12 protein-coding genes and 1 pseudogene are annotated in these 13,860 nt (G+C 67.7%); 3 read left to right on the forward strand and 10 right to left on the reverse strand.

Annotation, left to right across the window (positions count from 1 at the left end; translation table 11 throughout):
* The first annotated feature begins 13 nt into the window (after positions 1–13).
* The 3 genes from KO481_RS00505 (at position 14) to KO481_RS00515 (ending at position 3,386) form a co-directional block, all read left to right on the forward strand.
* The gene (locus tag KO481_RS00505; RefSeq protein WP_215914944.1) at positions 14–1,018 is read left to right on the forward strand and encodes a zinc-binding dehydrogenase; all 1,005 of its coding nucleotides are present in this window, start codon (positions 14–16) and stop codon (positions 1,016–1,018) included.
* 150 nt (positions 1,019–1,168) lie between these two features.
* A complete protein-coding gene (locus tag KO481_RS00510; protein WP_215914945.1) occupies positions 1,169–2,524 on the forward strand; it encodes a DUF445 domain-containing protein in 1,356 nt (451 codons plus the stop codon).
* A 70-nt stretch (positions 2,525–2,594) separates the two neighbouring features.
* A complete protein-coding gene (locus KO481_RS00515; protein WP_215914946.1) occupies positions 2,595–3,386 on the forward strand; it encodes a TIGR03084 family metal-binding protein in 792 nt (263 codons plus the stop codon).
* Between the two features lie 535 nt (positions 3,387–3,921).
* Here the strand turns inward: KO481_RS00515 and KO481_RS00520 are convergent.
* From KO481_RS00520 to KO481_RS00565, 10 genes and pseudogenes are all read right to left on the reverse strand, one after another.
* Positions 3,922–4,351: pseudogene (locus tag KO481_RS00520) on the reverse strand (ribonuclease H family protein); the annotation flags it as partial.
* Between the two features lie 9 nt (positions 4,352–4,360).
* Positions 4,361–4,873 carry an SRPBCC family protein gene (locus KO481_RS00525; RefSeq protein ID WP_215914947.1) on the reverse strand — a complete coding sequence of 171 codons (513 nt, stop codon included), beginning with the start codon at positions 4,871–4,873 and terminating at the stop codon, positions 4,361–4,363.
* Positions 4,874–4,983: 110 nt separating this feature from the next.
* Positions 4,984–6,168 (reverse strand): L-2-hydroxyglutarate dehydrogenase, encoded by a 1,185-nt coding sequence (gene lhgD, locus KO481_RS00530; RefSeq protein ID WP_308166188.1) that lies wholly within the window; start codon positions 6,166–6,168, stop codon positions 4,984–4,986.
* Positions 6,169–6,333: 165 nt separating this feature from the next.
* A complete protein-coding gene (locus tag KO481_RS00535) occupies positions 6,334–6,969 on the reverse strand; it encodes a hypothetical protein (RefSeq protein WP_215914949.1) in 636 nt (211 codons plus the stop codon).
* A gap of 326 nt (positions 6,970–7,295) precedes the next feature.
* Positions 7,296–8,264, reverse strand: coding sequence for a hypothetical protein (locus tag KO481_RS00540; protein WP_215914950.1), 969 nt, complete (start codon positions 8,262–8,264; stop codon positions 7,296–7,298).
* Between the two features lie 129 nt (positions 8,265–8,393).
* Positions 8,394–9,563: an MlaD family protein gene (locus tag KO481_RS00545; protein ID WP_215914951.1), complete on the reverse strand. Its 1,170-nt coding sequence runs from the start codon at positions 9,561–9,563 to the stop codon at positions 8,394–8,396.
* Positions 9,560–10,657, reverse strand: coding sequence for an MCE family protein (locus tag KO481_RS00550; RefSeq protein WP_215914952.1), 1,098 nt, complete (start codon positions 10,655–10,657; stop codon positions 9,560–9,562). Before KO481_RS00550 ends, KO481_RS00545 begins: the two co-directional genes overlap by 4 nt.
* Entirely contained in the window at positions 10,654–11,745 is a 1,092-nt protein-coding gene (locus KO481_RS00555) for an MCE family protein (protein WP_215914953.1), read from the reverse strand. Before KO481_RS00555 ends, KO481_RS00550 begins: the two co-directional genes overlap by 4 nt.
* Positions 11,742–12,737 carry an MCE family protein gene (locus tag KO481_RS00560; protein WP_215915836.1) on the reverse strand — a complete coding sequence of 332 codons (996 nt, stop codon included), beginning with the start codon at positions 12,735–12,737 and terminating at the stop codon, positions 11,742–11,744. The genes KO481_RS00555 and KO481_RS00560 overlap by 4 nt, the downstream gene beginning before the upstream one ends.
* Positions 12,737–13,765 (reverse strand): MCE family protein, encoded by a 1,029-nt coding sequence (locus KO481_RS00565; RefSeq protein ID WP_215914954.1) that lies wholly within the window; start codon positions 13,763–13,765, stop codon positions 12,737–12,739. The genes KO481_RS00560 and KO481_RS00565 overlap by 1 nt, the downstream gene beginning before the upstream one ends.
* Positions 13,766–13,860 lie beyond the last annotated feature (95 nt).

Below are 13,860 nucleotides of genomic sequence, written 5' to 3' on the forward strand. Positions count from 1 at the left end.
GGAGCACCCGACCATGCTTGCCGCACGCCTGCATCTCGGCGCCGAACGCCGCCTGGAACTCGACGAGATCCCGACCCCGGAACCCGGCCCGGATCATGTGCTGATCAAGGTCGAGGCCGCGGGCGTGTGCCTGTCCGATGTGCATCTGATCGACGGCACGCTGACCCCGCTGTTCCTGGGGGGCGACGTGGTGACCCTCGGGCACGAGGTCGCGGGCACGGTGCACGCGCTGGGACCGGGCGTCACCGCGGCGAAGGTCGGCGACCGGGTGCTGCTACAGGCCGGCGAGCGGCGCGAGGAGCAGGTGTTCACCCGCGGGGTCGACTACGACGGCGGCTGGGCCGAATACGCCCTGGCTCGCGTGGACACGCTGGTGCCGATCCCCGACGATCTCCCGTTCGAGCAGGCCTGTTTCATTCCGGACGCGGTGTCCACGCCGTGGGCGGCGATCACCGCCACCGCGCAGGTCCGCCCCGGCGAGGCGGTCGGCGTGTGGGGCGTGGGCGGGCTCGGCGCACACGGCGTCCAACTGCTGCGGATGATGGGTGCGGCGCCGATCATCGCGGTCGACCCGCTGCCCGGCGCCCGCGACCGCGCGCTCGAATTCGGCGCCGACCTGGCCTTCGATTCGGCCGACGCCGGTCTGCGCGGCAAGATCTTCGCCGCGACCGGCGGTGCGGGACTGGCCGCGGCCTTCGACTTCGCCGGGGTGGCCGCCGTGCGCGAGCAGGCCATCGTCTGCCTCGGCGCGCGCGGGCGACTGACCCTGGTCGGCCTGACCAACAAGCCGATCACCATTACCGGCGGCACCGCGTTCAGCTTCTTCCAGCAGCAGCTGCGCGGGCATTACGGATCGGAGCCCGAGCACGTCACCGAACTGGTGAAACTGCAACGGCTACACCGCATCGACTTCGCCCGCTCGGTGAGCGCGGTGGTGCCGCTGGCCGATGCGCACAAGGCCGTGCACGCCCTGGAGGCCAAAGAGGGCAACCCGATCCGGATCGTGCTGAAGCCATAAACGGGGATGGCACGCCGCCGGGCTTGCGGGGTGGGTAAGACGAGTGCGCGTCGGGCCGACCGGGTGAGTGAGGACTAGGGTGAGAACGTCGGTGCCTCGATATCTCAGCACCAGCTCGGCACAGCGTTCGACCACAGAGGGGGACCCCAGATGACGACGGTCGCCGGCGGGGTCTTCATCGACTGGGAGACTCTCACCCATCAGACCAAATTCGTCGTCGACCTGGTCAGCTTCTCGATCTTCAGCGCCGCCGCGGGCTGGCTCACCAACTGGACCGGCGTGCTGATGCTGTTCTGGCCGTTGCAGTTCCGCGGCGTCCGGATTCCGGGGCTGAAGGTGCTGTATCCGTACTTTCCGCGGCGGGTGCAGGTGCTGCCGACGTTCTCCGGAGACGGCCAGCAGATCGGCTTCCAGGGATTCATTCCCGCCCGCGCCGAGAAGATGGCCAGCATCTGCGTCGACATGGCGATCATGCGGATCGGTAGTCCCCGGGACTTCATTCACGAACTGGATCTGCAGGGCATCGCGGACTACATCGCCGAGACCGCCCGCCCGCAGGTGCCTGAGCTGGTCAACAGCGTGATGCACCGGGAGAACCCGGAGCTGTGGCGGGCGGTGCCCCGGGCCGCGCGCCAGCTGCTGTACCAGCGGGTCGAGCGCGAGTTGCCCGCGCTGTGCCGGCGCGCGTTCGAGCAGCTGGGCGACAACGTCGATCAGCTCATCGACATCAAGATCTTCGTCATCCGGTATCTGCGCGAAAACCCTTACATTCTCGAGGATCTGACCACCACGATCGCGGCGCCGGAGCTGCGCTTCATGGTGCGCGTCGGCCTGCTGGGCGCGCCGTTCGGATTCCTGCTGGCGCTGTATATGAATGTGCACAAACACATTTCGGTGATCGGCTGGATTCCGGGCTGGGTCGTCGTGCTGGCGGCCGCGGCCGCGATCGGTGTGCTGGTCAACGTGATCGCGATCAAGATGGTGTTCGAGCCGGGCGATCCGCAGCCGCGCTACAAATACCTGTGGAAGCAAGCGCTGCTGGCCAAGCGGCAGCCACAGGCGGCCGGCGATCTGGCGCACATCCTGGCCTACGAGGTGCTGACGCTGCCCAATCTGGCCCACGAACTGCTGGAGGGCCCGAACGGCGACAAGACCTATCAGATCGTGGAAACGCTGATCGCCGAGGAGATCAATCGCCAGCTCGGCATCACCACCGGTGTGGTCCGCGCGGCGTTCGGGCGCCGGCAGTTCGACAACCTGAAGACGGGCGCGGCCGGCGCCGCGGTGGGTCTGGCGCCGTCGCTGGTCGCGGACGAGGCCTTCACGATGGAGCAGGCCAAGAAGATCGATGAGTTCGCCGCGCGCAAGTTGCAGCAGCTCACCCCGGGCGAGTTCATGGAGATGTTCTACGCCTCGGTCGAGCAGGACGCCTGGCTGCTGTATCTGCACGGCGCGGCGCTCGGACTGGTCGTGGGCGCGGTCCATCTGATTCTGTTCGGCTGGTAAATACCAACGTTTCACGATAAACAAGCACGCATGCTTGCATTTTTCGGGGCGCGTTTGCGATGCTGGGTCGATGGCTGACCTGGTGACACTTCTCGACGACTTCGCGGCCGAATGCGCCGATCTGGACGCGATCGTCGCGGCGCTGCCCGCTGCGGAGTGGGCCGCGCCCACACCCGCACCCAGTTGGACGATCGCGCACCAGATCGGGCATCTGGCGTGGACCGACAACGTCGCCGCGCTCTCGGCGACCGACCCCGACGCCTTCGCCGAACTGGTGCGCCAGGCCCTGCCCAAGGCCCTGACCTTCGTCGACGAGGGCGCCGAGCAGGCCGCCGCAACCCCGCCCGCCGAGCTGCTCGACCGCTGGCGCCGCGGGCGATCCGCGCTCGTCGAGGCGCTGGGAAAGGTTCCGGCCGGGGTCAAGCTGTCCTGGTTCGGACCGCCGATGAGCCCGTCGTCGATGGTCACCGCTCGCCTGATGGAGACCTGGGCCCACGGTCAGGACGTGGCCGACACGCTCGGCATCACCCGCACCCCGACCGCGCGGCTGCGCAGCATCGCCCATATCGGCGTCCGCACCCGGAATTTCGCCTACACGGTGCACGAACGGCCCGCTCCAGCCGAGGATTTCCGGGTCGAACTGACCGCGCCGGACGACGACCTGTGGACGTGGGGCCCGGAATCGGCACCGCAGCGCGTGACGGGAACGGCCCTGGACTTCTGCCTGCTGGTGACCCAGCGCAGGCACCGAGACGATCTGGCCCTGCGGGCGAGCGGCGCCGATGCGGACGAGTGGCTCGGCATTGCCCAGGCCTTCGCCGGCCCCTCGGGAACGGGCCGGGCCGCGGGACAATTCGCCTGATACGAAGACAGGCGGGCGAGCGCCGACTTGGTTCGCGCCTGCCTGATGCCGACCGGACGCCTTTGGCCGGAAGCTCCGTGTTGGCAGTCGAAGCAGGCGCTCGCCTGCCGGTTTGCTGATTACCCTGTCTCTCACAACTGGAAACACGCGAAATAACGAGAATTTGACGTGCGTGCCGTATGACGGGTCAACGGGGGCGCCTGACGGCAGTGGGGCGATTCACCACTGCCGCCAGGCTTTTGGGGAGGCCGAGCTCAGAAGAGAGTCAGAGCATCGGCCGGTTCCGGTGCGGGCCGGGAGGATTTCGGGCGCAGGGCAACCTTTGCGACGCCGGACGCGAGCGCACGGTCGACCTGCAGGCCGGGCTGGCCGACCAGGACCCTCGGATCCACAGGCTCGACCACCGGAATGGGCTCTGTCGTCGGCTCGATCACCGGGATCGGGTCTGTCGGCGGGGCCGGGTCGATCGGCCGAGCCGGATCGCCCAGCGACAGCGAGGGGAGGTCGGAAATACCCGTCGCGTTCGCATCGGGTGCGGCCTGGGCCTCACGGGCCGCGGCGCCGGCGAGCTGATCGGCCTGCTCGTTGTAGTAGTTGCCGACATGGCCACGGACCCAGCGGAATCGGACCGGGCCGGGGCGGGTGCAGATGGCGCGGTCGATGTGCCGGACCAGTTCGACGTTCTTCACGGGGCCGCCCGTGGAGGTGCGCCAGCCGTTGCCCCGCCAGCCCGAAACCCATTCCGACGCACACTTGATCGCATACAGCGAATCGCTCTCGATGAACAGCGGCTCCTCGCCCGGATGCGCGACGATCGCCTCGAGCACCGCGCGTAGTTCGGCAACCTGATTGGTGCCGGCCGAGGCGCCCCCACTGGCGGAGGCACCCTGATGATTGACCCAGGCCCATCCGATGGCGCCCCCGGGATTGCGGAGGCAGGATCCGTCGGTGCTCACGATGATCATGCACGTACCCTACGCAATTCGGCCGACAAGATCCGTACCGTGGAAATCCTCGATAGCCCTTCGTAATTGCGATTCGCTGCGGCGCAGCATCCATTGCAGGGTCGCGCGGATCGGCGTGGCGCACAGCCGGACCGAGCGTCGGCGCGGCGCCGGGTACTCGATCTCCGAGGTCAGCACGGCGCGGCCGTATCCGAGGGGGTCGAAGCGCAGGGTCAGGGTGCACCATGCGGGTGCGGATCCGGATACCGCAGGCGTCACCTTCCCCGGGCGACGCCTGCGCAGCGTGTATCCGATGACCGCATTGGGGCGGTACTGCGTGATCTCACACTCGACCGTGGTGCGCCACATCCCGAAGCGCAGGGTCGCGGCATAGACGGCGCCCGCCCCGCAGCCGGTCTCACCGGCCGGTTCGAATGCCGCGATGCCGACCATCCACTCCGGCACGAACGCGGGATTATCCGTGTACGTGAACGCGACCTCCACCGGTGCCCCGACGTCGCTCGCGTATCTGATGTGGCCCATAGGCGTGCTGACTTCCTGTTCCACGGCTGCGGATAAAAGTACTACAGCACTCCTATTTATTAAAAGGGAACCGGCGAACCGGGTCGACGACGAGCGGGCGATCGCGGCGATCAGTCCAGGAGTTGGCCGACGATGTGTTCGGCGATCGGATAGGCCGACGTCGCCGCCGGGGACGGGGCATTGAGCACGTGCACCGAACGCTGGGTGCGCTCGATCAGGAAGTCATGCACCAGGGTTCCGTCGCGCAACACCGCCTGGGCGCGGATGCCGCACTCGCGCGGGCGCAGATCCGCCAGGGTGAGGTCCGGGCAGTATCGGCGGCACTGCGCCAGATACCCGCGCTTGAAGACCGAGTCCCGCATTTCGCGCAGGCCGGTCCGGACGTTGGCCGCCGCGACGCGGTGAAATCCCCGGTAGCCCAGTATCTCCCGGGCATCGCGCAGATCGACGCTGCCCTTGCGATAGCCCTCCCGGGACAGCCCGAGTACCGCGTTCGGGCCGACGGTCAGCTCCCCGTCGATGGTCGGGCTCAGATGCACGCCGAGGAAGGGCAGGTCCGGATCCGGGATCGGGTAGATGAGGGTGCTCACCAGATCGGCTCGGGTGGAGGGCAATTGGTAGTACTCACCACGAAACGGCACGATACGCAACGCGACCGGCAATCCCGCCAGCCGCGCCAGCCGGTCGGATTGCAGGCCGCCGCAGACGACCAGCCGCCGCGCCCGCCAGGACCCCGCCGGGCCGGAAATCGTGACGGCATCGGAGTTTTCGTCGATCGCGGTGATCTCCGCACCGAGCACGATCTGCGCGCCGCGGGCCCGCACCTGCTCGGCGAGCGCCGCGGTGATCCGGACGTAGTCGACGATGCCGGTGCTCGGCACGAACAGCGCGCCCATCCCGCGCACGCGGGGCTCGCGCCGCACCAACTCGGCGGCATCGATCAGTTCCACCTCGACGTCGTTGGCGACCGACCGCTCGTACAGGTCCAGCATCCGGGCGTGCTCGACGGAATCCGTGGCCACCAGCAGTTTTCCGCACACCCGATACGGAATGCCCTGTGCGGCCGCGAACTCCTTGGTCCACTGCGCGCCGCGGCGGCACATCCGGGCCTTGAGGCTGCCGGGCGCATAGTAGATCCCGGAATGGATCACCCCGCTGTTGTGTCCGGTCTGATGGGCCGCGAGCGCCGCGGCCTTGTCCACCAGCAGCACGCTCGCCCCGGGGCGTTCCTCGAGGAGCCGGTACGCCGTCGCCACCCCGACGATGCCCCCGCCGATCACGCAGTAGTCGTACACCCGGAAAGTGTCACACGCCGGCATGCGAACAAGAAGCACGGCCGCGGCGAGCGACCGCACCGGAGCCGAGCACCACCCGAGCTCAGGCCGTACCGAGCCGACGATCCGGCCGCACGCACGGCGGCCCAGTCCCCGACCCGCGCGGGAGCAGAACGCCGGTCAGGCTCAGGCCTGTGCGAGCTGGTCTTGATGGTCCGCCGACGCGGGCTCGGCGTGCCGCGGGGACAGCTGCACGGCGTGCTCGCCGAGGGCCGGGTCCGAGACCGCGAGGGTGATCCGGCCGTGCCGGACGTCCAGGTCGGTGCGGAGCTGGGTGTCGCCGACCTGCGTGCCCGATGCGTCCGACCCTGCGGTCAGCTCCATGAACAGATTGGTGTTCACGGTCATCGACAGCGAATCCGGTTCGGTGCGACTCACATTCGCGCCCAGATAGGCATCACTGAGCGACGGCAGCCGATCGCCCGTGGTGGGATTCGTCTGCACCGCGACGACAGTGGGTGAGACGGCCGGCTGGGTAGTGGGGGCGGCGGGCCGCGGAACGGCAGCGACTGCGGGGTAGACCCGGGCCTCCACGGTGAATCTCGCGGTGAGGACCGGCTGCTGCGGCGCAGCGGCCTGCTCCGCGAGCGGCCCGTCCGTGCCCGGCGGGCCGGGTTCGACGCGGACCGGGCGCGCGGCTGCGTCGCGCTGATTGGATGCCATCTCATTGACGATGTAGGTACCGGCCGCGACGGTGAACCCGATGCTGGCCATTCCGGCGAGCACCACGGCGGCGTGCCTGGCGATCTGCGGCGATTTCACGGTGCGTCTCCCTCTCCCTGGTCCTCCCTGCCCCGCCCGACCCACACCGTTGAAAATCGGACGCACGTCCAGGTTACTGTGTCAGGGGGTACCGCACCGGACCGATGATCAAGATCACAGCACCGATCAGGGAAGACGAACCGGCGCATCCGACGCTGCCGTCAGCCGGAGGATCGGATCAGGCGCAGGATGGGCACCCCCTTGGGCGGTTGCCGACCACGTCCGTGCACGAACGGCCGGTCGGCATCGGCAGACGCAGGGACTATTGCACGCGCATGACCAGGGCCGCGCCGGTCGAACCTGATCGGCGCGGCTCCGCTACTGGTTCAGTTACCAGGCTGCTGGCTGTCGCCGGGCGCGGGCGCGGTGTTGGCGCCCGGCGCCGGCGCGTTGTTCTGCATGTCTTGTGTCATCGGCGACTGGAAGTTGTCGACCAGCCACTTGCCGTCCTTCTTCTCCAGTGACGCCACCACACCGATGGTCAGGTGCTGCGGCTGCGGGGTGGCGGCCTTCGACTGGATCTGGGTGATCAGCATGACCACGGACGCCTTGTCGGAACCGCCGGACTCCCAGGCGCAGTGGATCTCGCTGACCGACGAGCTGGCCTGGGCCTGCTGGGTGATCTGCTTCAGCGCGGTCGAGGCGCCGTCGAACTGGGTGAGCCAGTCGCCGGCCGAACGATCCTTGACCCGCTTGACGTAGTCGTCGAAGTTCTTCGACTCGTAGGTACCGACCTGCCGGCCGAAATCACAGGCCGCGGCAACGGCGCTGTCGCGCGCGGAGAGCTGCTTGCCGCGGTCGTGGTCCTGCAGACCGAACCAGGTCACCGCCGCGGCCGCGGCGACCACCACGACGCCCGCCGCGAAGGCGCCGGCGATCGGCACCCAGCCGCGCTTGCCGCCCTCGGAACCGGCAGGTGCCGCGGCGACGGAATTCGCCGCGGCGGTAGGAAGTTTCACGGTCGGCTCAGCACCGGACTGCGATGCGGCCGCGGACTCCAGCTTGACCGTGGCGTCCTCGGCGGGCGCGGCGGCCGGGAGCTTGACCGTCTTGTCGCTGTCGGCCTTCGCGCTGTCGACCTTCGCGGTCGCGGCATCGTCCGCCGCGGCGGCCTCGGTCTTGCCCGCGTCGGCGGCATCACCCGGCGCGGCGGCACTCTCGGCGGCAGCACTCTCGGCGGCCTCGTCCGCCGAAGCCTTCGCCGTCACGTCCGCCTCGGTGCTGTCTTGCGGCTGATCGACCTGCGCGGATTTCTCCGCACTGGTATTCGTCTTGTCTGCAGCGTCATCGGACATGAATGAAGGTGTCACTTTCTCGGTGCGCGGCCGCGCACCGTATTGCCGGATCGGGCCGGGTCGGTGCCCCGGCCCGCGCGAACTGTCGGCGAGTATGCGCTCGCCGGGGTCACCGTCGAGTTGCGTGCATCACCGTACGGGAGGCAGGGTGCGAGCGTTCGGGTCGACTCCCGCCGGCATCTGGGCGCCGTTGTTGGGGACAGCGGGCCGCGGTGCGTTCGCCGACCCGCGAATCTGCTGGTCCGGCGGCGGATTGGTGCAGTAGTTGTACCTGTTGACGGTACCGTCGCCCACCTTCCACGGATCACTCGTGGGGTGGTTGTACGAGCAGTACGGGCGCGGCCAGATGTCCACGATGGTGTGGAACTCGTTGTCGTGGGCCGGCACGCCGAGGGCGGAACTGCCCACCACGAGCGCCGGAAACAGCGCCTCTAGCGCCGGGGTGCGCAACTGCGCGGCCTTGGTGATGGCCGCGAAATTGGCCGCCAGCTTCGTGATCGGATCCGCGGTCTTGTCCAGCACCGCACCCAGCTCCTGCATCTGGGCGGGAGCCTTGTCCAGGATCCGGCTCAGCTCGGAGTTCGCCCTGTTGAACTGGTTGAACAGCGTGGACGAATTCCGCACCAGGGTGCTCAGATCCGGCTGGGCATTCGAGGTCGTGGCCGCGATCGTGCGCAGATTCGCCAGCAGATTGGTGGTCTGCGGCGCCAGATTGTCCAGGCCCGCGGTCACCACGCTCAGCGCGTCGATCAGGCTGCGCATCTGATCGGGACCTCCGCTCAGCGCGGTGTCCAGCTCGGTCAGGATGGTGCTCATCCGGGCCGGGTCGATCTGGGAGAAGAAGGCGCTGGAGTTGTCCAGCACCGCCCACACCGGCGTGGGGGTCGTAACCCGCTGCGCATCGAAGGGAACCACCGAGCCGTCGCCCAGGTAGGGCGCCTGATCGGTGTTCGGCCGGAAGTCGATGTACTGCTCACCCGCACCGGACAGCGCCTGCACCGCGACCGCGGTGTCCTTGGGAATGCGGTAGCGGGAATCGATCGCGACGTCGGCCTTGATGCCGGCGCCGTGCTCGGTGATGGTGATGTTGTTGACCTTGCCGATCCGGAAGCCCCGCAGCGTCACGTCGTTTCCGGGCTGCAGGCCGCCGGACTGGTCCAGATCCACCGCGACCGAGTAGGTGCTCTGCAGCGGATTCACCCGCATCACGCTGACGGCCAGGTAGGACGCGCCGATCGCCAGCGCGATCAGCAGCCCCAGATTCGACATCAGCGCCTTGTGCCGCCGGACCCAGTTCATCGGTGCCTCCCCTGCAGGCGGTTCTGCACGACCTGCAGCACCTGGATCAGGCTGCCCGTGAAGTCCTGCGCGTCGCGCAGATCGAAGAACTTGCTGTGCGCCGGATCGGTGATCAGGCCGACGTCGAGATTGGTCAGCGTTGCCGCCACCGCGAGGGTGTTGCCCTTGAACGAGGCATCCGCGCCGGGGCGGATCTCGCGCAACGCGTCCAGCATCGGGCCGAAACTCCGCTGCGAGGCCGACAGCGCCGACATCAGCCTGCGCAGATTGTCCAGCAGGCTCGACAGCTGGGCGGAGGTGGTGTTCGAGTAGTCGCCCAGTGCGGCGCTGGTCACGGACACCTTGGCGAGCAGATCGCCCAGCGACCTGTTGTTCTCGGCGATGGTGCCGATCATCGAGGGCAGGGTGTCGGCCACCTGGCCCAGCTCGTTGTGATGCTGCTGCACGGTGTTGACCATGGCGTCGAATCCGTTGAGCACGCCGTCGATCCGGGTGCTGTCCGCGTGCAGGGTGGTCACCACGCTGGTCATCTGCTTCAGCAGATCGGCCAGCTGCTGCGGGCGCCCGCCCACCACCGAGTCCAGCTCGGAGGTCAGGTTGCTCAGCGCCGCGACGCCGCCGCCGTTGAACAGCATCGAGACCGACAGCAGCAGCTCCTCGACCGAGGCACCGGCCGAGGTCCGGTCGATGCCGATGGTGTCGCCGCCCTTCAGCGGCGGCTGATCGGCCGAGTTCGGCGGCCGGGACACCGCGACGAACACATCGCCCAGCGGAGTGGCCTGGCGCAGTTCGGCGGTGGTGTTCTCGGGCAGATCGATGTCCTTGCGGATCGTCAGGTCCACCACGGCCTGGAAATTCTTGGTCGTGATGTGCGAGACGGTGCCGATGTCCGAGCCGCCGATCTTGACCTTGGCCTGATCGGGCAGGTTCAGCGCGTTGGCGAATACCGCGTGCACGGTGTAGGTCTCGCCCTGCGTGCCCGGCTTGGGCAACGGCAGGCTATCGACCGTGAGCCCGCAGCCCGAGGCCACGGTCAGCACGCCGGTCGCGACCGCCGCGGCAATGAGGCTGCGCCCCACTCTGTTCCGGATCATTTCGTCAGTCCCAGCATCGCCGCGGTCAATCCGAAGTCGGGTCCCAGATCCTGCACCTTGCCGGTGCGGCAGCCGTCGGCCCGCATCTGGATCTTCTCGCAGAAGGAGGTGATGATTCCGCCGTCCAGGGCGGTGCCGATCAGGCCGTGCAGCCTGATGATGCCCCGGCTGCGGTCCATCGAATTGTCGATGTTCTGCAGCGCCAGCGGCGTGACGTCGACGACCTCGGTGAGGTTGGCGGCGTTGGCGCGCAACTGATTCGTGACGTTGGTCAGCCCGGTCAGGCTCGAGGCCAGCTGATTCTGATACTGACCGAACACGCCGCTGGTGTTGGACAGGAAGGCGTTGATCTGATCGAGCGTGGCCTGCAGGCCCGGCGCCTGCTGCGCCAGCAGGGCCGAGAGCTGGGTGACTCGATTGCTGAAGTCGCGCACCGACTTGTCGTTGTCGGCGAGCATGGAGGTCAGCTCGTTGAGCTTGATGATGATCTCCGCGACCGCGTCCTTGTTGTTCACCCCGACCTTCAGCGCACCGGACAGGGCGTTGAGCGTGTCGCGGATCTTCTGGCCCTGGCCGTCGACCATGTCGTAGAGCAGCGAACCGTCCAGCGGACCCTTGGTGCTGCCCTTGGCGGGCGAGAGCGCGGCGGTGAACTGATCGATGGTCTTGATCAGTGTGTCCAGTTCGACCGGGGTGCGGGTGGACTCCAGGGTGAGGTACGAGTTGTCCGGCAGCGTGGGCCCGCCGGTGTAGACCGGGCTCAGCTCGATGTGCCGATCGGTGACGATCGAGGGCGAGATCAGCGCCGCTATCGCGGTCTTCGGGATCTTCACGCCGCTGTCGATGGTCATGTGGACCTCGGCGTACTGGTCGTGCGGCACGATCTTGTCCACCTTGCCGACCTGCAGGCCCAGCACGGTGACCGGATTGCCCTCGAACATGCCCGCGATATTGCGGAATTCGGCGGTGATGTGGGTGGCCCCGCCGACCGTGTTCTGCACCGAGGTCGACAGCGACGAGCAGCTACCCACCACCAGGGCGGCGGCGCCGATCGCGATCGCCTGCGTGGCGCGGCGGAGTGAGATCATCCCTGGCACCCCTCGATCACTCGGGCGAAGCACAACCAGTTGTCCGGGAACAGCCACGGCAGCCCGACCTCGCCGTAGGGGCCGTTGCCGAGCGCGTTGTTGAGCTGGCGCAACGAGACCGGCATGATCGACAGCAGCCGATCGAGGTTGTCCTTGTTCTTCTGCAGGCCGGCGGCCATCGTGTTGAGCTGATCGATGGTGGGGCCGAGCTGATTCCGATTCTCCGCACCGATCTGCTGCAGCTGCCTGGTCAGGTTGGCCACGTTGTTCAGCAGCTCGCGCAGCAGCGCCTGACGCTCCATCACCCGGTTGGCGATGGCCTCGCCCTGGGTGATGACCAGCAGCAGGCTGTTGCGGTTGTCGGCGAGGATCTTGGTGACCTTGTCCAGATTCTTGAGCAGGCCGTCGACCTGATCCCTGCGGTCGTTGATGGTCTTGGCCAGTGCGCCGACGCTGTCCAGGGCCTGCGCGGTCAGCTGCGGCGAGCCGTCGAGCTGATCGCCGATGACCTTGAACGACTGCACCAGCTGCTGGGTGTTCAGCGCCTCGAACTTCGGCGTGCCGACCTGGATCACGTCGTTCAGGTCGTACGGAACCACGGTGTTGTTCTTGTGGATTCGGTTGCCGCTCAGGCCCGATCCGTCGCCCGGATCCAGGCTGATGTAGCGGGCGCCGAGCAGCGTGGCCATCTTGATCGCGGCCTTCGCATCCGGGCCCAGCTTCAGATCTCCGTTGACCTGCAACGTGATCAGGACGTGGTCGCCCTCGAGCTTCTCACCCGAGACCGAGCCCACCGGTACGCCGGAGACATCGACCTTGTCGCCGACCCGCACGCCGGCGGTCTGGGCGAATTCGGCGTCGATGGACTGCTTCCCGACGCCGAGCTTGTTGAAGCCGGAGGAGCCCACGAGCAGCACCACGATCAACGCGGCGCCGATCATGCCCAGCCAGAAGTTACGGTTGCGGTCGAAACGCGCTCTGATCTTTCCCATCATGGCCGGCACACCGCCGACTGGGAGTGACCACCGATCTGGGTGAGCAGCCCGCGCGGCAGCAGCACCCCGTACAGCGAGATGTCGAGGCTGCACACGTAGGCCTGGGCGTACGCGCCGTCCTGGGTGAACTTCTCGACATCGGCCAGGATGTTCGGCAGGTCGATCGCGGCCTGATCGAGCTTGGCGCCGTTGGCGATCAGCATGGTCAGCGCGTCGACGGTGGCGTTCTGCGCGGCGGCGATCTTCGGCTGCACGCCGCCGACCATGTTCACCAGTGAGGTGGTGGCGTCGGCGATCTGCACGGTCGAGCGCTGCAGCGACTGGCCCTGTTCGTACAGCCCGCCGATCAAGGCACGGGTCTGGGTCACCAGCGTCTCCAATTCGTCGCCTCGTTTCGCCAGCCCCTGCATGACCCCGGACAGGTTGACGATGACATCGGACAGGATCGCGTCGCGGCGCTGGAAGTCGCCCGCCAGCGCGGCGGCCTGGGTGATGAACGCGCTCAGCGAGACGCCGTCACCCTGCAGCGCCTGGATAAAGGTATTGGACAGGTCGTTGACCTGCTTCGGGTTCAGCGTCTGGAACAGCGGCTGAAAACCGTTGAGCAGCCCGGAGATGTCGAAGGACGGCTCGGTCTGGTTCAGCGGGATCGAGGCGCCGTCCCGCAGCGCGTTGCCGCTGCCCTGGGTGCCGGGGGCCAGCGCCACGTAGCGCTGGCCGATCAGGTTCTGGTAGCGGATCAGCGCCTTGGTGGTGCCGAACAGGGTCTGATCGCGCTGCACGATGAACGTCACGACGGCGTGGTGCTGCTTGTCCAGGTCGATCTTGCTGACCTTGCCCACACGCACCCCGGCCATCCGCACGTCGTCGCCCGGACGCAGGCCCAGCACATCGGTGAACGTCGCGGAGTAGCTGTTGGTGGAGCCGGAAACGCTGCGCGCCAGCGTATTCCAGATGACCACCGTCACCAGCACCGAGACGATCGCGAAGACGCCGAAGCCGATCAGCGGTTTGCGAATACTCACGACTCCGCCTCGCTGGCGCTCGGCTCCATCGTGCCCGGGGCGTGCTGGCTCATCGGTTCACTCCGCTTCGCTCCGTTCACGATTCCGCCTCGCTG

The organism is Nocardia albiluteola (assembly GCF_018860155.1).
Classification (GTDB): Bacteria; Actinomycetota; Actinomycetes; order Mycobacteriales; family Mycobacteriaceae; genus Nocardia; species Nocardia albiluteola.